We start from the raw sequence: 22,818 nt of genomic DNA, 5'->3' as shown, positions 1-22,818 counted from the left end.
GCGCGGGCCCAATCCGAGACAATGAGCGACATCGACGTCGAAGCGGTCGACGACATCGACGACGCGGCGGTCCCCGCCGGAGTCGACGCGCCGGAGTACGTCCTCTACGGGGGAAAAGGCGGCGTGGGGAAGACGACGATGGCGGCGGCGACGGCGCTGGCGAGCGCCCGCGACGGCACGGCGACGCTGGTCGTCTCGACCGACCCCGCTCACTCCCTCTCGGACACGCTGGAGAGCGAGATTCCGGCCGAGCCCGCACAGATCCGCGAGGAAATCCCCCTCTACGCGGCGGAGATCGATCCCGAGGCCGCGCTGGAAGACGGCCCGTTCGCCGACGACGGCGGCGGACTCGGCGGCGGCGGGGCACTCGGCGGTCTGGGCGGGATGCTCGGCGACGCCGGCGAGGAGATGGTCGACCCGCTGGGCGGGTCGATGCCCGGCGCGGACGAGGCCGCGGCGATCCGACTGCTCATCCGGTACATGGACGACCCCAGATTCGACCGGGTCGTCGTCGACACCGCGCCGACGGGGCACACGCTCCGACTGCTCGAACTCCCCGACGTGATGGACTCGATGGTCGGCAAGATCCTCTCGCTGCGCGAGCGAATGGGCGGGATGATGGAGAACCTCGGCGGGATGTTCGGCGGCGACGACGAGGACGTCGACCCCGAGGAGGGACTGGACGACCTGCGCGTGCTCAGCGACCGCATCGAGCAGTTGCGCGCCGTGCTCCAGGACCCGACCCAGACCGACTTCCGCGTCGTGATGGTGCCCGAGGAGCTGTCGGTCCTCGAATCCGAGCGACTGCTGGCGCGACTGGACGAGTTCGACGTGCCCGTCGGGACCGTCGTCGTCAACCGCGTCATGCAGGACCTGGCCGACGTGGCCGACGTGGACGCCGACTGGTTCGTCTCGCCGAACCTCGACGACTGCGAGTTCTGCCAGCGCCGCTGGTCGGTCCAGCGCGAGGCGCTCTCGCGGTCGCAGGACGTCTTCCGCGGGCACGACGTGCGCCGCGTCCCGCTGTTCGCCGACGAAGTGCGCGGCGAGCGTGCGCTCAAAGTCGTCGCGGCGTGTCTCGAAGAGTAGCCTCTACTCGCGGTACACGTCGGTGCTGCGTTCGTATTCCATCGCGTCCTCGACGTCGAAGGCGATCTCGTGACCCCACTCGCGCTCGACGAGCCACAGCGCGGCGTCGATGCCGGCGGTGATGCCTCCGGCGGTGAGCACGTCGCCGTCGTCCACGACGCGGGCGTCGACCACGTCGGCGTCGGTCTCGCGCAGGTCGTCGAGCGCGCTCCGGTGGGTGACGGCGGGTCGGCCGTCGAGCAGGCCGGCCGCTTCCAGCACCATCGCGCCGGTGCAGACCGAGAGAACCGCCGCGCCATTGTCGTGAAGCGCTCGGATCGCGTCGAGGACGTGCTCGTCGCGGGCCAGCGCCCGGGCGCCCGTGGTCTCGTCGCCGTCGTTCCAGCCGCCGCCGGGGACGACGAGATAGTCGAGGGCCGCGTCGCCAGTGAGGGCGCCGTCCGGTTCCACGCGGAGGTCGTACGCGGCGGTGACGCGGTCGGTCTCGTCGGTCGCCAGCAAGTCGACCGTCCAGTCCGCGCCCGCCGTCCGCGCGTTCTGGAACACCTCGTAGGGACCGATCGCGTCCAGCTCCTCGAAGCCCTCGAAGGCGAGGATGCCCAGCGAAGCGGGGTCGCTCATGCATCGACGCTACCCGCGAGACGCCCGAAAAGCTACCGGCCGGTCGAGACTGACGGCCGTCTGGCGGACGGGCCGTCACTCGACCAGCAGCACGCGCAGGTCGTTGACATTCGTCCCGGTTCGGCCGGTCCGGACGAGCGCGCCGCGGTCGGCGAGGAACGGCTCGGCGTCGTTGTCGGCAAGCGCGTCGCGCGCGGCGGCGGCCGCCTCGGTGTCGGCGATCGTCTGCCCGTCCACGAGCGCGCCCGCCGCGTCCGTCCCGCCGTCACGTCCGTCAGTGTCGACGGCACCCAGGACGGCCCCCTCTGGGAGTTCGAGGGCCGCGCGGAGGGCGAACTCCTGGTTGGGGCCGCCGGCGCCGTCGCCGCGGACGGTCACGGTCGTCTCGCCGCCCGAGAGGACGACCGCGGGCGGTTCGACCGGATTGCCGGTCGCCGCGATCTCCTCGGCGACGGCGGCGTGGGCGAGTCCCTGCTCGCGCGCCTCGCCGCGGATCCGCGAGGACAGCACCGCGGTCTCGTAGCCCGCCCCCTCCGCCACCGCGCGGGCCGCGTCGATGGCCGTCCACGCGTCCGCCAGCAGGTGCTCGCGCACGTGTCCGAAGTCCGCGTCCGGGCCGGGCGACTCCGGTCGGTCGCCCGCCGCGCCCGCTCGCAGGTGCGTCCGGACTTCCGGGGGGACGGCGAGGTCGTAGCGGTCGAGGACGGCCAGTGCGTCGTCGTACGTGGTCGGGTCGGGCGCCGTGGGGCCGCTCGCGATGACGCCCAGGTCGTCGCCGACGACGTCGCTGAACGCGAGCGTGACGACCGTCGCCGGGGCGGCCGCGGCCGCCAGCCGCCCGCCTTTTATCGCCGAGAGGTGCTTGCGGACGGCGTTGATCTCCGCGATCTCGGCGCCCGATTCCAGCAACGCGGCGGTCGTGTCCCGCACGTCCGCCAGGGAGAGGTCGCCGGCGGGCGCGGGGAGGAGCGCGCTCCCGCCGCCGGTGATCACCGCGAAGACGAGCGTCCGGTCGCCCGCGGCCGCGGCCCGCTCGCGGATCCGACGAGCGCCGTCGGCGGCCGTGTCGTCCGGCACCGGATGGGAGCCTTCGACGACCTCCACTCGCTCGGTCCCGACCGGGTCGTCGGTGACGACGACGCCCCCGTCGACGGCGTCGCCGATCCGTTCTTCGAGCGCGGCGGCGACCTGGCCCGCTGCCTTGCCGCCGCCGAGGACGAGGACGTCCTCGTAGGCGTGCAGGTCGTACACCTCGCCGGCGATCCGGAGCTGATCGCCCGACAGCGAGAGCGCGTCGGCGAGGACGCGCTCGGGCCGCGCGGCCGCGATCCCGGCTTCGAGGCAGTCGAGAACGACCTCGTGGGCGTCGGTGCGGGCCAGGTCGGCGCGGTCGCACACCGAGGCCACGTCAGCCCCCCTCCGGTCCGCGGCCAGTCATCGCTTCGTCGCGACCCAGCGCACCAGTCGATACGCGGCGTCGCGCCAGCGGTCGGGGAGGTGGCGCGACGCGATCATGACGCTCGCGAGCGTTCCGACGGGATAGCGCGGGTCCGGATCCGAGGCGCTGGCAGCGTCGCCGATGACCGCCGCCACCTCGGAGGGATGGACGCCGAAGTCGTTCCCGCTCCCCAGCACGTCCGTGTCCTCCTGGACGCTGTAGAGGTCGTGGTAGGCCCCCGAGCGCTCCAGACGGTCGAACTCCGACTCGGCCCGGTCGCCGAAGCGCGTGGCGACGGGACCGGGTTCGACCAGTACGACGTCGATCCCGAAGTCCTCGACCTCGACGCGGAGCGCGTCGCTCATGGCCTCCAGCGCGAACTTCGACCCGCTGTAGGCGCCGGTGCCGCCCGTCGCGACCCGACCCTGGACGCTGGAGACGTTGACGATCGTCCCCGACCCGCGCTTTCGCATGTGCGGGAGGACCGCGCGGGTGAGCCGGTGCGGGCCGTAGACGTTCACGTCGAACTGGTCGCGGACCGCCTCGACCGGCACGTCCTCGATCGGGCCGTACTGGGCGTAGCCCGCGTTGTTGACCAGGCAGTCGATGCGCCCCGACTCCTCGACGATCCGGTCGACGACGCGCTCGACGTCGGCGTCGCTTGTCACGTCGAGTTCGGCCGTCTCACACCCCGCCTCGGCGAGGTCGGCCACGTCGTCTGTGTCGCGAGCCGTCGCGTACACCGTCCACTCCCGCCGCAGGAAGTCGACGGCGGTCGCGCGTCCGATCCCGGACGAGGACCCCGTAATCAGCGCCGTCTTCGTCATGTTCCCGACGACGAGCGCCCGCAAGTTAAGTCTCCGCCGTGCAAGGGCGCCCTCGGAGGCTCCGCGGCCCGGTCCGCGCCGTCCGGAGCCCGGGCGCGGGAGCTATTTCAGGTCGCGGCGACAACGACGACGCGATGGGCCACCACACGTTCCCCGCCGAGGACGCGGACAGACTGGAAGACGCCGCGCGGCGCTATCGCCACTGCTCGGCCGAGGAACTGCTCTGGGCGATCGACCCCGACGCCGGTGATCGCGTCGTCGACCTCGGGAGCGGCACCGGCTTCTACACCGACGACGTGGCGCCCCACGTCGGCGAGGTCTACGCCGTCGACGTGCAGGCGGCGATGCACGACCGCTACCGCGAGAAGGGCGTCCCCGAGAACGTCACGCTCGTCACGAGCGGCGCGGACGAGTTGCCGTTCGACGACGACGCGCTGGACGCCGCCTTCGCGACGATGACGTACCACGAACTTCCCGGTTCCGCGGTCGCCGAGGTCGCTCGCGTCCTCCGCCCGGGGGGCCAGTTCGCTGTCGTCGACTGGAGCGCCGAGGGCGCGGGCGCGAGCGGACCGCCCGTGGAGGAGCGCTACGACGCCGACCACGCCGCGGCCGCGCTCCGCGACGCCGGGTTCGCTATCGAGTTCCGGGCGACCCGCTCGGAGACGTTCGTGCTCGTCGGCGTCCTCGACGGGGCCTGAGAACGGTCCGAAGCGCGCTCACAGGTTCTCGCGCACGTCGGCTTTCACGTCGTCTGCGTACTTGTCCGCGAGCCGCGTGGGTTCGGGGAGTTTGTACCCGCTCGCACAGGCCAGCGCGACGTCCGAAGCGGTGTCGGCGCTGACGCGATGGCCGGGACTGACGATCAGCGGGTTGACGTATCGGTCCGAGTTCTCGAACTGGCGCGTCTGAACGGCGTCGCCGATGTGCGTGCCCGGTTCGGCCGTCTCCACGTCCGCGTCGGCCTCGATCGCGACGCGTGCGCCCTGGGGGAGCTTCCGGTCGAGCGACTCCCGCGGCGTGCCACAGAGCAGGCTCTTGGCGACCCCGACCGTCGGGAGGTCGAGCGTGACGCCGATATGGGTCGCGATCCCGGCCTCCCGGAAGTGGATGCGCCCGCTGCCGTCCAGCAGCGCGATGTCGGGGTCGCGCGAGAGCAGGTCGAACGCCGAGAGGATGGCCGTTCCCTCGCGGAAGCTCAGCAGTCCGGGGACGTAGGGGATCTCGACCGGTTCGACGGCGTAGGCGCGCTCGACCACCTCGCCGCCCCGAAGGAGCACGACCGCGCTGACGGCGTGGTCGTCGACGAACGACTGGTCGACGCCGGCGACCAGCGGGGAGTCGGCGGGCGCGTCCGCATCGTCCTCGCTGTCTTCGCCGTCCGCATCGCCGCTCGCGTCCACGTCGGCGAGACTCGTCTGTTCGTCGTCGGTGGCGGCCGCGTCGTCGCCGCAGACCGCCGCCGGATCGACGGAGAGGTCGTCTTCGAAGACGGCGGCCTCTGCGATCTCCCGCTGGAGCGACTCCATGTCCTCGCGGGAGAGCGACGCGTCCGGGACGAACTCGGGGTGAACGATCCTCATCAGAACGGACCGCGACCGCCGGGACCGCCCGGTCCGCCAGGACCGCGGCCACCGCCGCCGGCGCCGAACTGGAGCTGGTTCGGGACGCGGTGGCGACCCTTCACGTGCTGGCCGTAGAGCAGGCCGACGATCAGTCCAAGCAGGTGCGCGACCTGCGCCGTGCCGCCGGCGCCCGCACCGACGCTGACGATCTGGTACACCGTCCAGCCGGTGTACCCCACGGTCAACAGCCACAGCGGGACGGGCAGGATGAAGTACAGGTACACCCGGAGATTCGGGTTCAGGACCGTGAGTACGCCCATGACGGCGAGTGCAGCGCCGCTGGCACCGAGGACGCCTGCGGTCGACGTCTGCGGGATCCCCCCGATCTGGACGATGTAGTATCCGATCTGGGCGAGTCCTGCGATCGCACCGCTCCCGAGGAACAGGAGCGCGAAATCCCGCGATCCGACGTAGTCCTCGACGATGCGGCCGAAGAAGTATATCACGATGCTGTTGAGTCCGATGTGGAACAGCGAGAACGGCGCGTGAGCGAAGATAGACGTGAACCACGTCCAGACGTACTCGGGGTGGCTCGCCCGGAGCGTGAAGATGGCGCTGTAGACGTCCCCGCCGGCGACCAGGATGACGACGTGCTGGAGCAGGAACGTGAGCCACATCGCGCCGAGGAAGGCGTAGGTCATGTTCCCGCGGAAGTACGCCAGCGGACCGCCGGGACCGGTGTCGATCCCGAGGCGGTCGCGGACGCCGCCCCCGCCGGAGTCGTCGGCGACGCCGTCGTCGAAGCCGCTATCGAAGACGCCGCCGGGGTCGGACCAGTTGTCCAGGCCCGGACACCCGTGGTTCTCCGGGAGGCGGTGTTCCGCACAGAACGTGCCGCCGCAGTGGCGGCACTGGTACGGCATGTTCTCCTGTTTGCCGCACTCGTCGCACCTCGACATTACAGGCTCTTGGGAAGGTACCGGCAAAGGGATTGTGTTTGGCCGTGTCCCGGCAGTTCCCGCGGCCCGCGGCTGCACAGCGCACGCAGACGGGCTGACTGGCCGCGGTAGTCGACACCCACGCACTTACATAGGATCACCGCATCATATCTCTCCGTGAACGAGACGAGTCCCGAGCCGCGGGTGCTCATCGTCGACGACGACGCGGAGGTCGCGGACGTGTACGCGCTTCGTCTCCGCGACGACTACGACACGGAGACGGCCTACGGGGGGGAGGAGGCGCTGGAGGAAGTCGACGAGTCGGTCGACGTGGTGTTGCTCGACAGGCGCATGCCGGAGGTGTCGGGCGACGACGTGCTCTCGGCGATCCGCGACCGGGGGCTGGACACCCGAGTCATCATGATCACCGCCGTCGACCCGGACTTCGACATCGTCGACATGCCCTTCGACGACTACCTCTGCAAGCCCGTCCAGAAGGGCGACCTCGTCGCGGCCATCGACCAGCAACTGACGGCCACCCGCTACGACGAGCGGCTCACCGAGTACCTCGAAGTCACGTCGAAGATCGCGCTGCTCGAAGCCGAGAAGACCGAACCCGAACTCGACGCCAGCGACGACGTCGCCGACCTCCGCGAGCGCGCCGAGCGCCTGCGGGAGGAGATCGACGAGGCGCTCGCCGAGTTCCACGACTTCGAGGCCGCGTTCAACGAGATCAGTCGCCACGCCGAGTGACACCGGCGAGCGGCAGCTATTCTTGCAGAACGGGCGGATCGAAGCGCGGTCCGCAGTTCGTCGGGTCGCCGGACCGCTCAGCAGAAGTTCGCGGTGGCGAACACGTCACCACGGCGGGTGATGTCGACGCCGACGCCGACCTCGTCGGCCCCGGGTCGCGTCAGTCGCGGCCGGTACGTCGACGTGTTCCACCAGTCGTCGACGATCGCGTGCGCGACGGCGCTCTCGTTGCCGTTGAACCGGCGCTCGCCGTCGTGACGGTACGGCTCGCCCGCGACGGTGCGATCGACGGCTTCGAGGGCGTTGTCGTCGGCGGTCACGAGGGCGTTCCCGTCCTGGGTCGACCAGCGACAGCGGTCGTAGAGGCTGTTCTCACGGTACCGGTCCGCGCTGGTCTGGCCGTCGATCCGGTGGATCGCCTTGTCCACGTCGGCCATGCGGACGCTGTGCCCGCGGGCCATCTGGATCAGGTCGTCGACCCCCTCTCCCTCGTAGTCGAGGCGGTCGAGGTCCCGCTCCGCCCGGCGATCGTTGATGTACTCGGCGACGAGGCGCTCGATCTCCCGTTCGTCGAACGACTCGGCCGGGACTTCGGTCAGCGCGGGCGTCGGCGTGGGCGTCGCCGTCGGCGTCGGTGTCGGCGTGAGCGTCGGATACGGCGTGGGCGTGGCCGTCGCCGTTCCCCCGCCGGCGACGGTCCCGGTTCCCGTGCCCGATCCGGTCTGTGTGGGCGCCAACGTGGGCAGGTCCGTCGCTTCCACGGCGGTCGGCGTCGAGTCGTCGCCGACGACCGGCGCGTCCGGTTGCGTCAGCGCCGCTCCGACGAGGATTGCGACGACTATCAGCGCGACGAGGCCGCCCCCCGCGACCAGCAGCGTCGGCTTGTTCACGTCCGCCATAATCGGGGGTGACTCCGCCACCCAATAACTGTTGCGTCAACCGACTGCCACGGTCCCGACGATTAGGAACCGCTCGCCGGCCGGGAGACGCTCAGTCGTCCGCCTCGGCCGGGCGATCGAGTGCCGCACGGATCCCCGCGACGACGGTGTCCGGGGTGGCCGCCGCGGCGGCGTCGACCGACCGTTCGGGGCCCGCCGCTTCGACGCTCCGGGCGTCCGCAGTGTCGGCGTCCGTCCGGTCGGCCCCATCGAGCAGTCCAGTCGCATCGGGCGATCCGGTGGCCTCGGCGGCGTCGACCGCTTCGGTCCTATCTACGATCTCGGTCGCGGCGGCCGGTCCGACCGCTCCGGTGGTCACTCGAACGACGGCGGGATGGCCGCTGGCGAGCGCCCCCAGCGAGGGGGCGACCGGTTCGACGACGACGGCCGCGTCGGCCGCCGACAGCGAGTCCCGCGCCTCGGCCTCGGCGTCGGGGTCGAGCGCCGCGAACGCCGCCGCCGTCACCGTCTCCGCGGCGAGTTCCCGCGCGGTCGCGGCCGCCACGTCGCCGTCCGGGACCGGTCCGACGGTGACCGTCGCCCCGGCCGCCGCCAGCGCCGCGACGGTCCGCGCCGTCGCCGCGCCAGTCCCGACGACGTGGACCGTCCGGTCGAGGTCGCCCGGTTCCGAGAGCGGGGTGACGGCGGGCGTCCCCGTCACGGGGTTGGGCAGGACCGCCGCGTCGGTGTCGAAGGCGGTTCCGAGGTGCTCGGCGGTCAGGACCTCCGCGGGCGGCCCGACCGCGAGCAGGTCGCCGTCGGCGAGGACGGCCAGCCGGTCGCAGAAGCGGGCCGCCATGTCCAGGTCGTGGATGGCCGCGAGCGCGGCCTTCCCCTCGCTGTCGACGAGGTCGCGGACGAGTTCGAGCGTCCGCACCTGATGGTTCACGTCCAGGCTCGCCGTCGGTTCGTCGAGCAGGAGCGCGGGCGTCCCCTGCGCGAGCGCACGCGCGAGGACGACACGCTGGCGCTCGCCGCCGCTCAGCGACGCGACCGAGCGGTCGCGGAACTGCGCCGTCTCCGTCCGGTCGAGCGCGCGTTCGACGGCCTCGTCCGCGTCGGGGTCGCCGCCGAACCGGCCGTGGTACGGCGTCCGCCCCATCTCGACGACGTCCTCGACGGCGAACTCGAAGGCGACCGTCGTGTCCTGCGGGACGGTCGCGATCCGGCGGCTGGCGGCCCAGGAAGACAGGTCCGCGACACGTTCGCCGGCGACGCGGACCGCCCCCGAATTCGGGTCGAGCACGCCGTTTATCGCCTTCAGCAGCGTCGTCTTGCCGGCGCCGTTGGGACCGACGAGCCCCACGAACTCGCCGGCGTCCACGGCGAGGGACACGTCGTCGAGCACCTCCACGTCGCCGTACCCCACCGAGACGCCGTCGACCTCGAGCAGGGCTCGATCTGGTGCGTAGCCAGCGCCCGATCCCGCCGCGTCCGGGCCGCGAGCGGACCCGCTACCGTCCGAGGCGTCGCCGACGAGGTCGTCGAGGGCTGCCGGCAGGTCGACCGTCACAGCGAGTGCACCTCCCGGGTCCGCAGGAGATAGAGGAAGAAGGGCGCGCCCAGCGCGGCGGTGACGATGCCGACCGGGACCTCGACGCTGCCGGAGCGCGCGACGGTGTCCGTCGCGACGAGGAAGGCAGCGCCGGCGATGGCGCTGGTCGGGAGCAAGATCCGGTGGTCCGGACCGACGACGAGGCGCATCATGTGCGGGACGATGAGGCCGACGAAGCCGATGGAGCCGGCGACGGCGACGGCCGCGGCCGTGGTGACGCTCGACACCGTGAGCAGGATCCGCTTCGTTCGTTCGACCTCGATCCCGAGCGTGTGGGCGTCCTCCTCGCCGAGCAAGAGGACGTTGAGGTCTCGCCCGTACGCGAGGAGGACGGCGAAACAGACCAGCGCGACGGGGGCGGTGACGGCCACGTCCGACCACGCCGCGTTGTGGAGTCGCCCCATCAGCCAGTAGAGCGCCTGTTCGAGGCTCTCGCCGGCCTGGAGGAGGAGATACGAGACGACCGCGCCGAGGAACGTCTGGATCGCGACGCCCGCGAGGAGGAGCGTCGCCACGGGGGTCCGGCCCCCCTCGGTAGCGATGACGTAGACGGCGAAGGCGGCGACGATCGCGCCGACGAACGCGGCGGCTTGGATGCTGTAGGGCCCGGAAAACGACAGCGCGATCGTGGCGACGGCGCCGACCGCGGCGCCCGAGGAGACGCCGATGATCGAGGGGTCGGCCATCGGGTTCCGGAAAAATCCCTGCATCACCGTGCCGGCCGATGCCAGCGCGAACCCGACCGTCGCCCCGAGGGCGATCCGCGGCAGTCGGATCCGCCGGACGATGGTCTCCTGGGTCGAGTCGACAGGGAACGAGAAGAGGTACGTGTAGGAGGGGTCCGGAACCGGCACCGAGACCGTGGCACCGAAGAGGGCGACGGTTCCGGTCCCGAAGCGGACGCCGGTCGGGATCCCGACGGCGTTGAGCGCGGCTTTCGCGACCTCTGGGAGCGGGACCGCGACCGGGCCCCTGGTCGCGCTGACCAGCGCGACGGCGACCAGCACCGCGGTCAGCCCGACCGACCACCCGGTCGCCCTAGTCCGGACGTTCATGGTCATCAAGTCTGGTTGCAGTAGGTAAGTATTTATTGCAAAGAGGCACAGCCACAGACGCCATGAGAGACGCGACAGCAGTCGTCGGTGCCGCGCTGGTGCTCGTCGCCGCGTTCGGGGCGGTCGCGACCCCGGCGGCGGCGGGCGTCGGCGCCGGATCGGGTGCAGCGAGCGCGAGTGCGAGCGGCCTCGCGGACTCACACTGCACCTACCCGATGACAGTAACTGACGCGAGCGGAACGGAAGTAACGATCGAAGAGGACCCCGACAGACTCGTCGCGCTCGCGCCGAGCGCCGCCCAGATACTCTGGGACATCGGCGCGCACGACGAGGTCGTCGGGCTGCCCATCAACCAGTACACCTCCTACCTCGACGGGCGCGAGGGCAAGACGGACGTCGCCACCAACGACAGCACGGTCATCAACGAGGCCGTCGTCGGTGCCGAGCCCGACCTGGTGCTCGCACCGAACGTGATCTCGAACGAGACGGTCCAGACCCTGCGCGACAGCGGCTTGACGGTATACCGCTTCGAGGAGGCCGACAACCTGGAGGACGTGTACGCGAAAATCGAACTGTACGGTCAGCTCACCGGGAACTACGAGGAGGCCGGACGGACCAGCGCCCGGATGCAGGGACAGGTCCAGGCCGTCCGTGACGCCGTGAGCGACGAGGAGAACCCCCGCGTGTACTTCTCTCTCGGGGGCGGCTGGACCGCCGGCGAGAACACCTTCGTCGGCCGGCTGATCGAGGCCGCGGGCGGGAACAACATCGCCGCGGGCGAGATCAACACCAGCAACGGGTACGGCCAGCTCAGCGACGAGATCGTCGCGCAGAAAGACCCCGAGTGGATCGTCCAGAACGGCCAGTTCGGCACGGTCCCGAAGACGGCAGCGTTCAACCAGTCGACGGCCGTTCAGGAGGGGAACATCGTCCAGGTGAACCGCAACTTCATGACACAGAACGGCCCGCGGAACGTCCAGCCGCTGAAGAAGATGGCCCAGGCGTTCCACCCCGAGGCCTACGAGAACGTGGACTTCTCGGCGGTCGAGACACCGCAGCCGGTCTCATGTCCGACGTCGACCGCGACGACCGCCGAGCCGACCGAGACAGCCACGGCCGAGAGCGGTGACGCGACGCCCACGGCGACCGCAGAGACGGGCGCCACGCCGACCGACACCGAGACGCCGGTCGCCGAGACGACCAGTGACGGCGGCCCCGGCTTCACGGCCGCGACCGCGCTCGTCGCGCTGCTCGCCGGCGCGCTGTTCGCCCGGCGACGCCGATAGGACGGCGACCGCGGTCCGCCGATAGAGCGGACGCCGACCGACCTTTTTTCGCCGCGGGTCGCGCCGACCGGAAAGACCCTTACGTAGGCGGGTTCTCAGGGCCGCGTATGGTCGAGAACGTCATCTGGCCCGCGGCGCTCGACGCCACCCGCACCCGCAGCGAGGGGCGTCGCGTGTCGACGGATCTGGCGGTCCCGGAGCCGACGGTCGACGAGATCGCACAGGCCGTCCAGCAGGTCGGCTACGACGCCGTGATCGAGCGCGACAAGACCTACCCCCGCGAGTACGAACCCCGCGGGCGCGTCCTCGTCAAGGACGCCGACGACGCCAGCAAGACCGACCTGCTCGGCGCCGTCGCCGCCTATCTCGGCGTCATTCGCGAATGACCCGCCGGAGGGTCGAGCCGTGAAACGAGTCGGCGAGGTCGTCCGGATCGCACAGCACCTCGCAATCGTCCGCGCGCCGGACGACGACCACGTCGACATCGGCACGCCCGTCGTGGACGAGAACCTCGACCACCTGGGCCGGGTCGTGGACGTGTTCGGCCCGGTCGACCGGCCGTACCTGGCCGTCACAGCCGACGACGACGTGCATCTGCCCGCCCTCGTCGGGACCCCGCTGTACGCGCGGTAGGCGACCCGGTGCGAGCGCGGGCCTGCATCTGTCGCCCCGGATCTTACACCGTGCCGGTCCGGATCTGAACTAGATGCAACTGTTCGGCGGCGACCGCGGCATCGGCGTCACGGAGGCTATCCACAGCCTGGCGGAGTGGCCGGTCGTCCTGCTGTTCGGACTGGTCACCCAGCTCGGAGACGGGTGGTTCCTGTTCGTCCTCGGCGGCACGCTCTTCGTCGCCGGCGAGGAGTTCCCGCTCTGGGGTGTCGACCGCCGCCGCGCGCTGTTCGTCTTCGCGCTCGCGCTCACCTACGTCGCCGTCATCGGCGCGCTCAAGACGTTCTTCGGGCTCGGTCGGCCGCCGGGGGCGATGGAACCGCCCGAGGTGGCGGTGTTCCCGGAGGCGTTCGACGCCCTGTTCGAGAGCGCCACCACCGCCGACGGCCCCGGGTTCCCGAGCGGCCACGCGCTCGGCAGCACGATGGTCTGGGGCGGACTGGCGCTGGTCCTCGACCGGTGGTCGTTCCGTCGGCGAGTCGCGGGCGCCGCCGCGGTGGTCGTGCTCGTCTCGTTCTCGCGGCTCGTCCTCGGCGTCCACTACCTCGTCGACGTCGTCGTCGGGGCGGCCGTCGGCGTGGTCCTCCTCGGCGCGCTCTACCGGTTCGCCGACCGCGGAACCGACCCGGGGCGGGTCCTGGGCGTCGCGGTCGCGACCGGCGCGCTCGGCCTCCTCAACGGGGTCACGTTCGACAGCGTGGCGGCCATCGGCGGCGCCGTCGGCGGCTGGCTCGTGTGGCGGCTCGTCGCCGACTCGACGCCGGCCCACCCGACCGACCGGCGAGAGGTGGTCGCCGGGTTCGCTATCCTCGCCGCCGCAGGCGTCCTCTTCAGCGCCATCGAGGCGTTCGAGCCGCCGCTCGCGCTCACGTTCTCCGGGACCGCCGTGGCCGTGGGCGGCGCCGTCGGCGCGCCGCTGTTGGGAGAGCGACTCGGCTGAGCGACCGACGACGGCGTCGCCATCCCGCTCGGCCCGGTCGCACGACCGCTCCGCCGTCGACGCGGGCGCGACGGCGGTAGTCGGCGACTCGTCGGCCGTAACCCTCAAACGAATCGTGGGCGAGGTGTGCACATGGACCAGCGGACGCGCGCCTACGTCGCTTCCGGAGCTATCGTCGGGATATTCGTGCTCGTGCAACTCGGGGCGCTCGCGCTGGTCGGGCCCTTTCAGGACGCGGGCTACCAGGCCGTCGAGGACCCGCAGAACCCGACGAACACCCTCGTCTACGTGGCGTTCATCCTCGTGATGACGGGCGTCATGCTGTTGATCATCCGGTACGGGGTCGATCAGCTCCTGCGCCTGCTGCTGGTCGGCACCGGCGCGTACGTCGGCCTGTTCGTCCTGCGCGTGCTCGTGCCGCCGGTCGTGACCGTCCCGGTCGGCGGCGTCGAACTCAACGCCGTCGCGTGGGCCGGCGGCGCCGCCCTCGGCCTCGCCCTGTGGTTCCACCCAGAGTGGTACGTCATCGACGCCGCAGGGATCGTCATGGGCGCCGGCGCGGCGGCGCTGTTCGGGATCAGTTTCGGCGTGCTCCCGGCGTTGCTCCTGCTGACCGTCCTCGCCGTCTACGACGCCATCAGCGTCTACGGCACCGAACACATGCTCACGCTCGCCTCCGGTGTGATGGAGCTCAAGGTCCCCATCGTCCTCGTCGTCCCGCTCTCGCTGTCGTACTCCTACCTCGACAGCGGCGCTCCCGACACCGTCAGCGACGGCGAGGACGGGCCCGGAGGCGAAGACGACGGTGCGGACGGCGACCGCATCGGGGAGAACGAGACCGCTCGGGCGGTCGAGACGGACGGCTCGGCCGAAGGGCGAGCCGAAGCGGACGGACGGGACGGCGAAACAGTGCGGGAGGACGAGGGGGAAGCCGAGGACCTCGCCATCGACCGCGAGGCGCTGTTCATCGGTCTCGGCGACGCGGTGATCCCGTCGGTGCTCGTGGCGAGCGCGGCGTTTTTCGCCCCCGACTCCGTTCCGACGGTCGACCTGCTGGGGATCCCCGCGACGCTCCCGGCGCTCACCGCGATGGTGGGGACGACCGCCGGGCTGGTCGTCCTGCTGTGGATGGTACTCAAGGGCCGCGCCCACGCCGGACTGCCGCTGTTGAACGGCGGGACTATCGCCGGCTACCTCCTCGGTGCGCTCGCGAGCGGGCTGACGCTCGCACAGGCGACCGGGCTCGCGCCGTACCTCTGAGCGCGGCCGTCGCGGGCGCGGGAACCGGAAGATCCGGCGGCAGACAGAACAGTGAAGCGGGAGTCGCCACAACACCGGTCCATGCCGCTCGATTCTCTACCGCGACTCGGACTCGGTACGTACTCCGACGACAACCGCGAGCAGTGGCGCGGGAACGTCAGCACCGCCCTCGACGTGGGGTTCCGCCACGTCGACACCGCGCAGGTCTACGAGAACGAACAGTACGTCGGCCAGGGGATCCGCGACAGCGACGTCGACCGCGAGGACGTCTGGCTCTCGACGAAGACCGTCCACCACGACGTCCCTCCGGAGCCCGAGCAGGTGTCCGACGCCATCGACGGCTGTCTCGACCGACTCGGCGTCGACGCCGTGGACCTCCTCTACGTCCACTGGCCGTCGGGGATCTACAGTCACGAGGATGTCCTGCCGGCGTTCGAGGCCGCCTACGAGGAGGGCAAGACCCGGAACATCGGCCTCTCGAACTTCACCCCCGAACTGCTCGACGAGGCGCGCGAGTTCCTCGACGTGCCGCTGTTCGCTCATCAGGTCGAGATGCACCCGCTGCTCCCGCAGGAGGAGTTAGTCGAGTACGCCCAGGAACACGACCACTGGCTGGTCGCGTACTCGCCGCTCGGGAAGGGCGCGGCGCTCGAAGCGCCCGAGGTGCAGGACGTGGCGGAGAAACACGACGCGACGCCCGCGCAGGTCAGCCTCGCGTGGGTCCTCTCGCACGACAACGTCGCCGCCATCCCGAAGGCGAGCAGCCGCGAGCACATGGAGCAGAACCTCGCCGCTCGGGACCTCGAACTGGACGAGGAGGACATCGAGCGCATCGACTCCATCGACCGGCGCCACCGGGAGATCGACCCTGACCACGGCCCCTGGAACTGGTGAGCGGGCGCGTCCGAACGCCGCCGCGGTGATTGCCCGTCACGCCTCGGCGACGTCGGCGAGCGCGTCGAAGTCGTAGGTGACGCCGGTGCGGTCCTCGGAGACGGTCCAGAGCCGCTCGGCGTCCTCCCGGTCGTAGGAGGCGTCGCTGGAGCGCTGTTTCTCCGGGTGGCCGCGCATGCCGAACAGGCCGCCGGGACCGACGTAGTCGCCCCCGTCGACCTCGGGCGCCGTAGCGGCGTACACCAGCGGGAGCGTCCCCTTCTCGGCAGATTGGGCGAACACGGCGTTGAGGGCGGCCATCGCGTATCGCTTGAGCGTCGACCCCTCCTGTTCGGGCCCGCGCCCCTGGAGCTCGGTGTCCGCGTAGCCGGGGTGGCAAGCCGCCGAGAGCGTGTCCGCGATCCCGGCGGCGTCGAGGCGGCGCTGGAGCTCGTAGGCGAAGAGGACGTTGGCGAGTTTCGACTGGGCGTAGGCCTCCCACTTCCCGTAGGCGTCCTCGTGGCCGAGGTCCGCGAAGTCGATCTCGCCGCGCTCGTGGACGCCGCTGGACTGGGTGACGACGCGCGCCTCGCCGGCCGTCTCGACGAGTCGGTCGAGGAGGTGACCGGTCAGCGCGAAGTGGCCGAGGTGGTTGACGCCGAACTGCGTCTCGAAGCCGTCGGCGGTCTCCGAGCGCGGGATCGCCATCACGCCGGCGTTGTTACAGAGGACGTGCAACTCGTCGTAGTCGGCGCGGACGCCCTCGGCGAACGACTCGACCGACGAGAGGTCGGCCAGGTCGCACTCGCGCACGTCGAGGTCCGGATCGGAGAGCCGAACGCGGATGTCGTCCGCGGCGCGCTCGCCGCGGTCCGTGCTCCGACACGCCATCACGACCGTGGCGCCCTTCACCGCGAACATGCCGGTCGCCTCGTATCCGATCCCGCTGTTGGCCCCCGTGACCACGATCGTCTTCCCCGAGAGGTCGGGCGTGTCCGCCAGAGTCCACTCGCTCATACCGGAGTGTCGGACGCCGGCCACTCAAACGCGTCGCCCGGCTGGCAAGACGCGGCGCTGGACCGGCAGGACGCGTGCGGGCGGCGATCAGTCGACGGACTCGGCGGGGTCGCCGACCGGGACCTCGGCGACGGTGACCGTCGTCAGGAGGGCGACGATGCCGACGGTCAGCAGGGCGCCGAGGACGAACGGCGACCAGTAGACGACGACCGCGTAGAGGGCGGTCATGATCGGCGGGCCGACGGTCCGTCCGAGACTTCCCGCGCCCTGCGTGACGCCGAAGGCGCTCCCCTGCCGGTCGGCGCTGGCCGCGAGCGAGACGAGCGTCGTCAGCGCGACCGTCAACAGGCTGTTGCCGAGCGACAGCAGCGTCAGCGCGCCCAGCAGCGCGACGACCCGGGGGCCGAATCCGAGTATCCGGACGTCGCCGAGGAACGCGCGGCCGATCTCCGGCGAGAAGGGGAACGCGCCGAGCGCGACGACGAGCAGGACCGCGCCGGCGATCGCGAGGCGGCGGGCGGGAACGCGGCGGGCCAGTCGCCCGACGAGGACGCCCTGGTTGAACACCGCCAGCGCGCCGACGTAGGTGAGCAGCAGGCCGGCCTGCGAGGCGTCGTAGCCGTACACGTCGGCGACGTACGGGATGAAGGCGATCTGGATGCCGGAGAACGCGACGGAGGCGACCAGGAACGCCGCGACGAGCGGGCGGAGGGTGGCGTCCCGGAACGCCTCGACGAACTGGCCAATCACGCGGGGGCGACGGGCCGGGCCCGCGCGGCGGTCGGGTTCGGGCAGGAACGCCCAGGTCGCCGTGAACGCGACGAGACTCAAGAGGGCGGCGCCGAAACTGGGGAGCGAGAAGCGCGTCGCCGGCAGGAACTCCGGGAAGACCGCCGCTGCGCCGGCGACGGCGCCGTCGCTCGCGAGAACGGAGCCCAGCGCCGGTCCGAAGACGAACCCGAGGCCGAAGGCGGCGCCGACGAGGCCGAGCGCGCCGGCGCGCCGGTCCGCGGGCGTCACGTCGGCGATGTAGGCCTGCGCGGTGGCGATGTTGCCGCCCATCGCGCCGGCGAGCATCCGCGCGAGGAAGAGCGTCGCCAGCCCGGCGGTCGTCCCGGCCGTCGCCGCGACCTCGCCGCCGAGGCCGAACACCGTCCAGGCGACCGCGTTGGCCGCGAGCGAGATCATGAGGACCGGTCGGCGACCGCGGCTGTCCGAGAGCTGTCCGAGCAGCGGCGCGAAGACGAACTGCATCAGCGAGTACGAGGCCGCGAGGAGGCCGTAGACCACGTCGCTCGCGCCGAAGTCGCGCACGTAGAAGGGGAGGATCGGGATGACGACGCCGAAGCCGAGCAGGTCGATGAAGACGATCACCAGCACGGCGAACAGCGCCCGGCGGCGGCCGGCGGCCGGACGAACGACGGCGCGAGGGTCCTGCACGCGCTCCCGTAGGGAGTGCGCGGCCGAATAGCTAGGGGCGGCGGATCTGCGGAGGGGGGCTCGCCATCCGGCGAGGCCAGTGGTGGCCCGGTGTGGCCGGGTCTCGCTCCTGCGCGGCCGCGGCGGTCACGGTTTCCGTCGCTCGTCGAACTCGAAGGCGAACCAGCCGTCCGCGCAGGTGATCCCGCCGCGCTGGACGCGGCCCGCGGCGTCGAGGTCGACTTCGTACCCGTACAGCGTCGCCTCGCCCTCGCGCAGTTGCGCGGCGATCGATTCGAGGTCGGCGGCGATTCGGTCCTCCCGACTGCGGCGTTCGCCCATACTGGACCGTGACGCGCCGCGGAGAAAAATCAGTCCCCGCGCGCCCGGGAAACGACCTCGCCGAGTTCGCGCGTCGCGGCCTCGGGGTCGGCGGCGCGGGTGATCGCGGTGATGACGGCGACGCCGTCGGCCCCGGCCTCGACCACCGGACCGGCGTTGTCGGCGGTGACGCCGCCGATCCCGACGACCGGGATATCGACCGCGTCGGCGATTTCCGCGACGCGTTCGGGGCCGATCCCGTGCTCGTCGTCGTCGATGTCGTCCTTCGAGCCCGTCTCGTAGACCGCGCCGACGCCGAGGTAGTCGGCGCCCGCCCGTTCGGCCTCGCGGGCGTCGTCGACGAACGAGACCGAGCGGCCGATCACGGCGTCCGGCCCCAGTTGCTCGCGCGCGACTTCGACGGGCAGGTCGTCGTCGCCGAGGTGGACGCCGTCGGCGTCGACCGCCCGCGCCAGGTCGACCCGGTCGTTGACGATCAGCGTCACGTCGGCCTTACGGGTGAGCGCCCGGAGTTCGCGTCCGAGACGGTAACGCTCGCGGGCGCTCCGACCTTTCTCCCGCAGTTGCACCACGTCGACGCCCCCGGCGACGGCCGCCTCGACGATATCGGTAGTCGCGCGACCCGCCGAGAGGCGCTCTTCAGTGACGAGATAGACGTCCCAGTCGGACATTGCCGGAGGGTCGGCGGCGCGCGACCTGTTCCTTTCGGACCCTCTTTTTGGCCGGAGGGTCGCCTGCTGCGACTCCTAGCGAAAAAGATGGTTGCGCAAGACGGCGGAACCGTCGTCGGGTCCGGCCACGACCTTATGCCGTCGGCGTCGCTACTCGGAACCATGACCGGCGACACGCCAAGGATCGATCCCAGGGACCTCCAGCGGCGGATCGACGCCGGGGACCCGGTCCGCATCCTCGACCTGCGCAACCGCGGCGAGGTCGAGCAGTGGCGGCTCGCGGGACAGCCCGTCACGGTCACGCAGAAACCCTACAACCGCTTCGTCCAGGCGACGGTGACGGGCGACGTCGACGGGTTCGTCGCCGACGTCGAGGGCGAGGGGCCGATCACCGTCGTGTGCGCGCGGGGGGAAGCCAGCGCCGAAGTGGCGGCGGAGCTGGCGGAAGCCGGGTACGACGCACGCAATCTCGCCGGCGGAATGGAAGGGTGGGCGCGACTCCTCCTCTCCTCGGAGGTGGACGACGGAGTCCCGGACGAATCAGACGGGAGACTCGTCCAGTACCGCCGGCCGTCGAGCGGCTGTCTGGGATACGCCGTCGTCTCGAACGGCGAGGCGGCGGTCGTCGACCCGCTACGGTCGTTCACCGACCGGTACGTGGCCGACGCCGGCGAGCGCGGTGCCGACGTCGAGTACGTCGTCGACACGCACGTCCACGCCGACCACGTCAGCGGCCTGCGCGAACTGGCCGAGGCGACCGGTGCGACGCCAGTGATGCCCGCGCCGGCCGTCGAGCGCGGCGTCGCGTTCGACGTCGAGACGGTCGCCGACGGCGAGACGCTCCGCGTCGGCGACGTGGCGGTCGAGGCCGTCCACGCCCCGGGACACACGACGGGGATGACCGCCTTCGCCGTCGGGGACGCGCTCCTGACCGGCGATAGCCTCTTCACCGACGGCGTCGCTCGGCCGGACCTGGAGCGGGCCGACGACGCCCCGGCGTTCGCCCGCGACCTCTACCGGACGCTCACCGACCGGTTCGCGCGCTTCCCCGACGAGACGGTCGTCGCGCCGGGCCACCACGGCGTGGGTGCGACGCCCGGCGACGACGGAACGGTGACGGCGCGCCTCGGGGAGTGTCGTGACCTGCCCGTCTTCGCGCTGGGCGAGGACGAGTTCGTCGCGCGTATCACCGAGCGGACGCCGCCGCGACCGGCCAACCACGACCGGATCGTCGCGATCAACCTCGGTCGTGAGTCGGCGACCGACGACGACGCGTTCGAGCTGGAGCTGGGACCGAACAACTGCGCGGCCGCGGCGGCCGACGACTGACCGGGACAGAGCGCGGTAGTAACCCGGACTGCGAATCGCTGGAGTCGACGAGCGCACTCAGAAGGGGAGTCGTTCGCGGATCTGTCCGAGGAACGAGTCGTCGGCGGGGTCGACGGGGCCGACGACGCCGTCTTCGGGGACGATGACGGTGCGGCGGTCTTCCTCCGTGGCCTCGATGAGGCCGTCCTCTTTCAGGTCGGCGAGCGCCGTCTCCAGGGTGTCGATGTCGACCTCCACCCGCGACCGGAGTTCGAAGACTGTCATCCCCTCCTCGCGCCGGTCTGCCAGCGCGTCGAGGACCGCGACCTCCACGTCGTCGCGGTCGCGGTACTCCGGTTTCGCCCTCATACATCTGTATTCGACGGGGCGGGTCTTACGCTTATCCCTCGGTCCGGTCGTCGAGCGGGCCCACACGACGGCGCTACGGTCCCGCGCAACCGCCGGATCGCTCGGCGTTCGGACAAACAGCACGCTTATGTTTCGGAGAGGACGAACACGTGGTAATGAGTATCAAGTGTTCGCTCCTGGGGCACAGTTTCGGGGAGACGACTGTCGAACGGGAGCGCGAAGAGGAGGGGACCGAAGTGGTCATCACCATCACCGAGATGGAGACCTGTTCCCGCTGCGGCGAGTCCCGCGTCGTCTCCGAGAACAAGGAAGTGACGACGCTAGAGGCTCCCGACGACCAGGACGGAGGGGCCGACAGCGACGAGAGCGAGGCGGCGACCGACGAGTTCGCTGCGACCCCTACCGACGACGGGGACGACGAGGACGACGTCGGGGGGTCCGACGCCACGGACGCCGTCATCCTCGACGACACCGGCGACGAGTCCTCCGCGCAGGCCGAGGCCCGTGGCGCGGAGTCGACTATCCCCGACGCCGAGTCCGACGCGCCGGTCGAGAGCGACCCCGACGGCGAGGACGCCGTCATCATCGGGGACGCCGAGGACGACGACCGCGACGACGGCGAGTGGCCGGACGACGACGAGGCGGAGTCGGACCCGGACGACGAGACCGCTCGGGACGACGCGGGCGACGACGACCGCGACCCGGGCGAGTGGCCCGACGAGCCGACCGACCCGGCCGAGCGAGCGGGCGAATCCGACGAGGTTGAGATTCTCGACGACGGTCCGAGCGACGACGACGCGACGGGACCCGCGGACGCGTCGCAACCTGCCGACGCGGGCGACGACGCGGCCCCGGACGGCACGACGGACGAAGCGGACGTCGGCGCGGCGGCGGGTTCGGCGGACGGAGGCGACGCCGCGGCGGCCGAAGTCGACGACCGCACCACCGGCGAGTGGCCGGAAGAGGAGGACGCGACGACGAGTGCCGACGCCATGGGCGAGTGGCCCGAGGCGACGAAGCGCGACGAACCGGCCGACAGCGGCGTCGCCGGCCCGTCGCTTGACGGCGAGGAGGGTCACTCGGTCACGGTCCCGGCGGGGATGTTCAAGTGCTCGGAGTGCGGTTTCACGACGGAGGCGGACTCCTCGTCGCTGCGGGCGGGCGACTTCTGTCCCGAGTGCCACCGCGGGACGCTGCTCCAGCGAGAGGACGAGTCTTCGCCGGCGGAGTGAGGCGGTAGAGTAACGGTCGTCGGACGCGCGACCGTGCGTTCGCTCGTTCGGCGCTCGAAAAAGGTAAGAACGGTGCTTGCAAAAGGTCGTCCATGCGGGAGTACAAGATGCGCCGGGGAGAACACCTCGAAGAGCGTATCGAAGACATGGAGGCGACGATCGAGGACTACTTCGGGACCATCTCCACCACCGAGGAGTACAAGGGGAGCGACCTGTACGTGGTCGAAGATCCCGACAACCCGGTGTTCCAGCGCATCACGGCGGGCGCCGTCGAGTACAGCGGCAAGAAAGACAAACTGGCGGTCGACTTCGAGGAGCGACCCGCCGAGGAGGTCATCGCGGAGGGGAACGCCGACGCCGCGGCCGACGCGGTCGACGCGAAAAACGATTTCCTGCTCGAAGCGACCGGGCGCGACGCCAAGAGCCGACGCGACTCGATGAAACGCTCCGTCGAGGACAGCCCCGACGAGGCCGACGAAGTCTAACACTCCTTTTCCGGACCGCGACGGGACGAACGCCGCCGTTCGAAGTCCGGGTCCGCGGTCAGCAGTCCGACGCCCAACCGCGGTACCCCTAAATGTGTGTGCGACGTAGTGACACACGTCGCCTTCCCGGAGGCGATCGGAGAAGTATCCCGGTCGGGGCCGCCGTCC

25 protein-coding genes are annotated in these 22,818 nt (G+C 71.2%); 12 read left to right on the top strand and 13 right to left on the bottom strand.

Translation table 11 applies throughout. The annotated features are described in order from the left end of the window. Positions 1-21: 21 nt before the first annotated feature. On the top strand, positions 22-1,089 hold the full coding sequence (locus PSC72_RS17890; RefSeq protein ID WP_274322783.1) for an ArsA family ATPase: 1,068 nt from the start codon (positions 22-24) through the stop codon (positions 1,087-1,089). A gap of 3 nt (positions 1,090-1,092) precedes the next feature. Here PSC72_RS17890 and PSC72_RS17885 read toward each other — a convergent pair whose 3' ends face one another. The 3 genes from PSC72_RS17885 to PSC72_RS17875 all read right to left on the bottom strand — a co-directional run bounded on the left by PSC72_RS17885 (position 1,093) and on the right by PSC72_RS17875 (position 3,975). Next, positions 1,093-1,710: a DJ-1/PfpI family protein gene (locus tag PSC72_RS17885; protein ID WP_274322782.1), complete on the bottom strand. Its 618-nt coding sequence runs from the start codon at positions 1,708-1,710 to the stop codon at positions 1,093-1,095. Between the two features lie 75 nt (positions 1,711-1,785). Then, positions 1,786-3,117, bottom strand: a complete 1,332-nt coding sequence (locus PSC72_RS17880; RefSeq protein WP_382261812.1) for a glycerate kinase type-2 family protein — start codon at positions 3,115-3,117, stop codon at positions 1,786-1,788. 27 nt (positions 3,118-3,144) lie between these two features. After that, entirely contained in the window at positions 3,145-3,975 is an 831-nt protein-coding gene (locus PSC72_RS17875) for an SDR family oxidoreductase (protein ID WP_274322781.1), read from the bottom strand. 134 nt (positions 3,976-4,109) lie between these two features. Between PSC72_RS17875 and PSC72_RS17870 the strand changes: the two genes are divergently transcribed. Continuing rightward, positions 4,110-4,673: a class I SAM-dependent methyltransferase gene (locus tag PSC72_RS17870; RefSeq protein ID WP_274322780.1), complete on the top strand. Its 564-nt coding sequence runs from the start codon at positions 4,110-4,112 to the stop codon at positions 4,671-4,673. 18 nt (positions 4,674-4,691) lie between these two features. On the opposite strand, the gene PSC72_RS17865 is transcribed toward PSC72_RS17870, so the two are convergent. Continuing rightward, a complete protein-coding gene (locus PSC72_RS17865; protein WP_274322779.1) occupies positions 4,692-5,555 on the bottom strand; it encodes an endonuclease V in 864 nt (287 codons plus the stop codon). Continuing rightward, positions 5,555-6,496, bottom strand: a complete 942-nt coding sequence (locus PSC72_RS17860) for a rhomboid family intramembrane serine protease (protein WP_274322778.1) — start codon at positions 6,494-6,496, stop codon at positions 5,555-5,557. Before PSC72_RS17860 ends, PSC72_RS17865 begins: the two co-directional genes overlap by 1 nt. A gap of 156 nt (positions 6,497-6,652) precedes the next feature. Here PSC72_RS17860 and PSC72_RS17855 point away from each other — a divergent pair, with 156 nt between their 5' ends. Beyond that, positions 6,653-7,228: a response regulator gene (locus PSC72_RS17855; protein ID WP_274322777.1), complete on the top strand. Its 576-nt coding sequence runs from the start codon at positions 6,653-6,655 to the stop codon at positions 7,226-7,228. A gap of 77 nt (positions 7,229-7,305) precedes the next feature. Here PSC72_RS17855 and PSC72_RS17850 read toward each other — a convergent pair whose 3' ends face one another. The 3 genes from PSC72_RS17850 to btuC all read right to left on the bottom strand — a co-directional run bounded on the left by PSC72_RS17850 (position 7,306) and on the right by btuC (position 10,776). Beyond that, positions 7,306-8,127 carry a CAP domain-containing protein gene (locus tag PSC72_RS17850; protein ID WP_274322776.1) on the bottom strand — a complete coding sequence of 274 codons (822 nt, stop codon included), beginning with the start codon at positions 8,125-8,127 and terminating at the stop codon, positions 7,306-7,308. Between the two features lie 91 nt (positions 8,128-8,218). Next, entirely contained in the window at positions 8,219-9,679 is a 1,461-nt protein-coding gene (locus PSC72_RS17845) for an ABC transporter ATP-binding protein (protein WP_382261811.1), read from the bottom strand. Continuing rightward, positions 9,676-10,776: a vitamin B12 ABC transporter permease BtuC gene (gene btuC / locus PSC72_RS17840; protein ID WP_274322774.1), complete on the bottom strand. Its 1,101-nt coding sequence runs from the start codon at positions 10,774-10,776 to the stop codon at positions 9,676-9,678. Before btuC ends, PSC72_RS17845 begins: the two co-directional genes overlap by 4 nt. A 62-nt stretch (positions 10,777-10,838) precedes the next feature. Between btuC and PSC72_RS17835 the strand changes: the two genes are divergently transcribed. The 6 genes from PSC72_RS17835 (at position 10,839) to PSC72_RS17810 (ending at position 15,828) form a co-directional block, all read left to right on the top strand. Beyond that, a complete protein-coding gene (locus PSC72_RS17835; protein ID WP_274322773.1) occupies positions 10,839-12,062 on the top strand; it encodes a PGF-CTERM-anchored ABC transporter substrate-binding protein in 1,224 nt (407 codons plus the stop codon). A 107-nt stretch (positions 12,063-12,169) separates the two neighbouring features. Continuing rightward, positions 12,170-12,448 (top strand): signal recognition particle subunit SRP19, encoded by a 279-nt coding sequence (gene srp19, locus PSC72_RS17830; RefSeq protein ID WP_274322772.1) that lies wholly within the window; start codon positions 12,170-12,172, stop codon positions 12,446-12,448. A 19-nt stretch (positions 12,449-12,467) separates the two neighbouring features. Beyond that, entirely contained in the window at positions 12,468-12,695 is a 228-nt protein-coding gene (locus PSC72_RS17825) for an H/ACA ribonucleoprotein complex subunit GAR1 (protein ID WP_274322771.1), read from the top strand. Between the two features lie 73 nt (positions 12,696-12,768). Then, positions 12,769-13,674 carry a phosphatase PAP2 family protein gene (locus tag PSC72_RS17820; protein ID WP_274322770.1) on the top strand — a complete coding sequence of 302 codons (906 nt, stop codon included), beginning with the start codon at positions 12,769-12,771 and terminating at the stop codon, positions 13,672-13,674. 132 nt (positions 13,675-13,806) lie between these two features. Continuing rightward, a complete protein-coding gene (locus PSC72_RS17815) occupies positions 13,807-14,934 on the top strand; it encodes a presenilin family intramembrane aspartyl protease PSH (protein WP_274322769.1) in 1,128 nt (375 codons plus the stop codon). Between the two features lie 81 nt (positions 14,935-15,015). Next, a complete protein-coding gene (locus PSC72_RS17810; protein WP_274322768.1) occupies positions 15,016-15,828 on the top strand; it encodes an aldo/keto reductase in 813 nt (270 codons plus the stop codon). A 36-nt stretch (positions 15,829-15,864) separates the two neighbouring features. On the opposite strand, the gene PSC72_RS17805 is transcribed toward PSC72_RS17810, so the two are convergent. The 4 genes from PSC72_RS17805 to thiE all read right to left on the bottom strand — a co-directional run bounded on the left by PSC72_RS17805 (position 15,865) and on the right by thiE (position 19,256). Next, positions 15,865-16,824 (bottom strand): oxidoreductase, encoded by a 960-nt coding sequence (locus tag PSC72_RS17805; protein ID WP_274322767.1) that lies wholly within the window; start codon positions 16,822-16,824, stop codon positions 15,865-15,867. A gap of 87 nt (positions 16,825-16,911) precedes the next feature. Next, positions 16,912-18,264 (bottom strand): MFS transporter, encoded by a 1,353-nt coding sequence (locus PSC72_RS17800; RefSeq protein ID WP_274322766.1) that lies wholly within the window; start codon positions 18,262-18,264, stop codon positions 16,912-16,914. Positions 18,265-18,390: 126 nt separating this feature from the next. Further along, on the bottom strand, positions 18,391-18,585 hold the full coding sequence (locus PSC72_RS17795; protein ID WP_274322765.1) for a hypothetical protein: 195 nt from the start codon (positions 18,583-18,585) through the stop codon (positions 18,391-18,393). Positions 18,586-18,614: 29 nt separating this feature from the next. Continuing rightward, on the bottom strand, positions 18,615-19,256 hold the full coding sequence (thiE, locus tag PSC72_RS17790) for a thiamine phosphate synthase (protein WP_274322764.1): 642 nt from the start codon (positions 19,254-19,256) through the stop codon (positions 18,615-18,617). A gap of 162 nt (positions 19,257-19,418) precedes the next feature. On the opposite strand from thiE, the gene PSC72_RS17785 reads away from it, so the two are divergent. After that, a complete protein-coding gene (locus PSC72_RS17785) occupies positions 19,419-20,585 on the top strand; it encodes an MBL fold metallo-hydrolase (RefSeq protein WP_274322763.1) in 1,167 nt (388 codons plus the stop codon). A gap of 57 nt (positions 20,586-20,642) precedes the next feature. Here the strand turns inward: PSC72_RS17785 and PSC72_RS17780 are convergent, their stop codons facing one another. Continuing rightward, complete coding sequence (locus PSC72_RS17780; protein WP_274322762.1) at positions 20,643-20,933, bottom strand: DUF6432 family protein; 291 nt, start codon at positions 20,931-20,933, stop codon at positions 20,643-20,645. Positions 20,934-21,088: 155 nt separating this feature from the next. Between PSC72_RS17780 and PSC72_RS17775 the strand changes: the two genes are divergently transcribed. Further along, positions 21,089-22,165 carry a DUF7093 family protein gene (locus PSC72_RS17775; protein WP_274322761.1) on the top strand — a complete coding sequence of 359 codons (1,077 nt, stop codon included), beginning with the start codon at positions 21,089-21,091 and terminating at the stop codon, positions 22,163-22,165. A 92-nt stretch (positions 22,166-22,257) separates the two neighbouring features. After that, a complete protein-coding gene (locus PSC72_RS17770; RefSeq protein WP_274322760.1) occupies positions 22,258-22,650 on the top strand; it encodes a DUF5611 family protein in 393 nt (130 codons plus the stop codon). Positions 22,651-22,818 lie beyond the last annotated feature (168 nt).

Source organism: Halosimplex aquaticum (genome assembly GCF_028747785.1).
Taxonomy (GTDB): Archaea; Halobacteriota; Halobacteria; order Halobacteriales; family Haloarculaceae; genus Halosimplex; species Halosimplex aquaticum.
This window is presented reverse-complemented; position numbering and strand designations above follow the sequence as displayed.

Coding starts and splice junctions, on each gene's coding strand:
- PSC72_RS17890 (WP_274322783.1), top strand. CDS start 22: ATGAGCGACATCGACGTCGAAGCGGTCGACGACATCGACGACGCGGCG.
- PSC72_RS17820 (WP_274322770.1), top strand. CDS start 12,769: ATGCAACTGTTCGGCGGCGACCGCGGCATCGGCGTCACGGAGGCTATC.
- PSC72_RS17885 (WP_274322782.1), bottom strand. CDS start 1,710: ATGAGCGACCCCGCTTCGCTGGGCATCCTCGCCTTCGAGGGCTTCGAG.
- srp19 (WP_274322772.1), top strand. CDS start 12,170: ATGGTCGAGAACGTCATCTGGCCCGCGGCGCTCGACGCCACCCGCACC.
- PSC72_RS17775 (WP_274322761.1), top strand. CDS start 21,089: ATGAGTATCAAGTGTTCGCTCCTGGGGCACAGTTTCGGGGAGACGACT.
- PSC72_RS17875 (WP_274322781.1), bottom strand. CDS start 3,975: ATGACGAAGACGGCGCTGATTACGGGGTCCTCGTCCGGGATCGGACGC.
- PSC72_RS17850 (WP_274322776.1), bottom strand. CDS start 8,127: ATGGCGGACGTGAACAAGCCGACGCTGCTGGTCGCGGGGGGCGGCCTC.
- PSC72_RS17860 (WP_274322778.1), bottom strand. CDS start 6,496: ATGTCGAGGTGCGACGAGTGCGGCAAACAGGAGAACATGCCGTACCAG.
- PSC72_RS17835 (WP_274322773.1), top strand. CDS start 10,839: ATGAGAGACGCGACAGCAGTCGTCGGTGCCGCGCTGGTGCTCGTCGCC.
- PSC72_RS17770 (WP_274322760.1), top strand. CDS start 22,258: ATGCGGGAGTACAAGATGCGCCGGGGAGAACACCTCGAAGAGCGTATC.
- btuC (WP_274322774.1), bottom strand. CDS start 10,776: ATGAACGTCCGGACTAGGGCGACCGGGTGGTCGGTCGGGCTGACCGCG.
- PSC72_RS17795 (WP_274322765.1), bottom strand. CDS start 18,585: ATGGGCGAACGCCGCAGTCGGGAGGACCGAATCGCCGCCGACCTCGAA.
- PSC72_RS17810 (WP_274322768.1), top strand. CDS start 15,016: ATGCCGCTCGATTCTCTACCGCGACTCGGACTCGGTACGTACTCCGAC.
- PSC72_RS17865 (WP_274322779.1), bottom strand. CDS start 5,555: ATGAGGATCGTTCACCCCGAGTTCGTCCCGGACGCGTCGCTCTCCCGC.
- PSC72_RS17870 (WP_274322780.1), top strand. CDS start 4,110: ATGGGCCACCACACGTTCCCCGCCGAGGACGCGGACAGACTGGAAGAC.
- PSC72_RS17805 (WP_274322767.1), bottom strand. CDS start 16,824: ATGAGCGAGTGGACTCTGGCGGACACGCCCGACCTCTCGGGGAAGACG.
- thiE (WP_274322764.1), bottom strand. CDS start 19,256: ATGTCCGACTGGGACGTCTATCTCGTCACTGAAGAGCGCCTCTCGGCG.
- PSC72_RS17780 (WP_274322762.1), bottom strand. CDS start 20,933: ATGAGGGCGAAACCGGAGTACCGCGACCGCGACGACGTGGAGGTCGCG.
- PSC72_RS17785 (WP_274322763.1), top strand. CDS start 19,419: ATGACCGGCGACACGCCAAGGATCGATCCCAGGGACCTCCAGCGGCGG.
- PSC72_RS17815 (WP_274322769.1), top strand. CDS start 13,807: ATGGACCAGCGGACGCGCGCCTACGTCGCTTCCGGAGCTATCGTCGGG.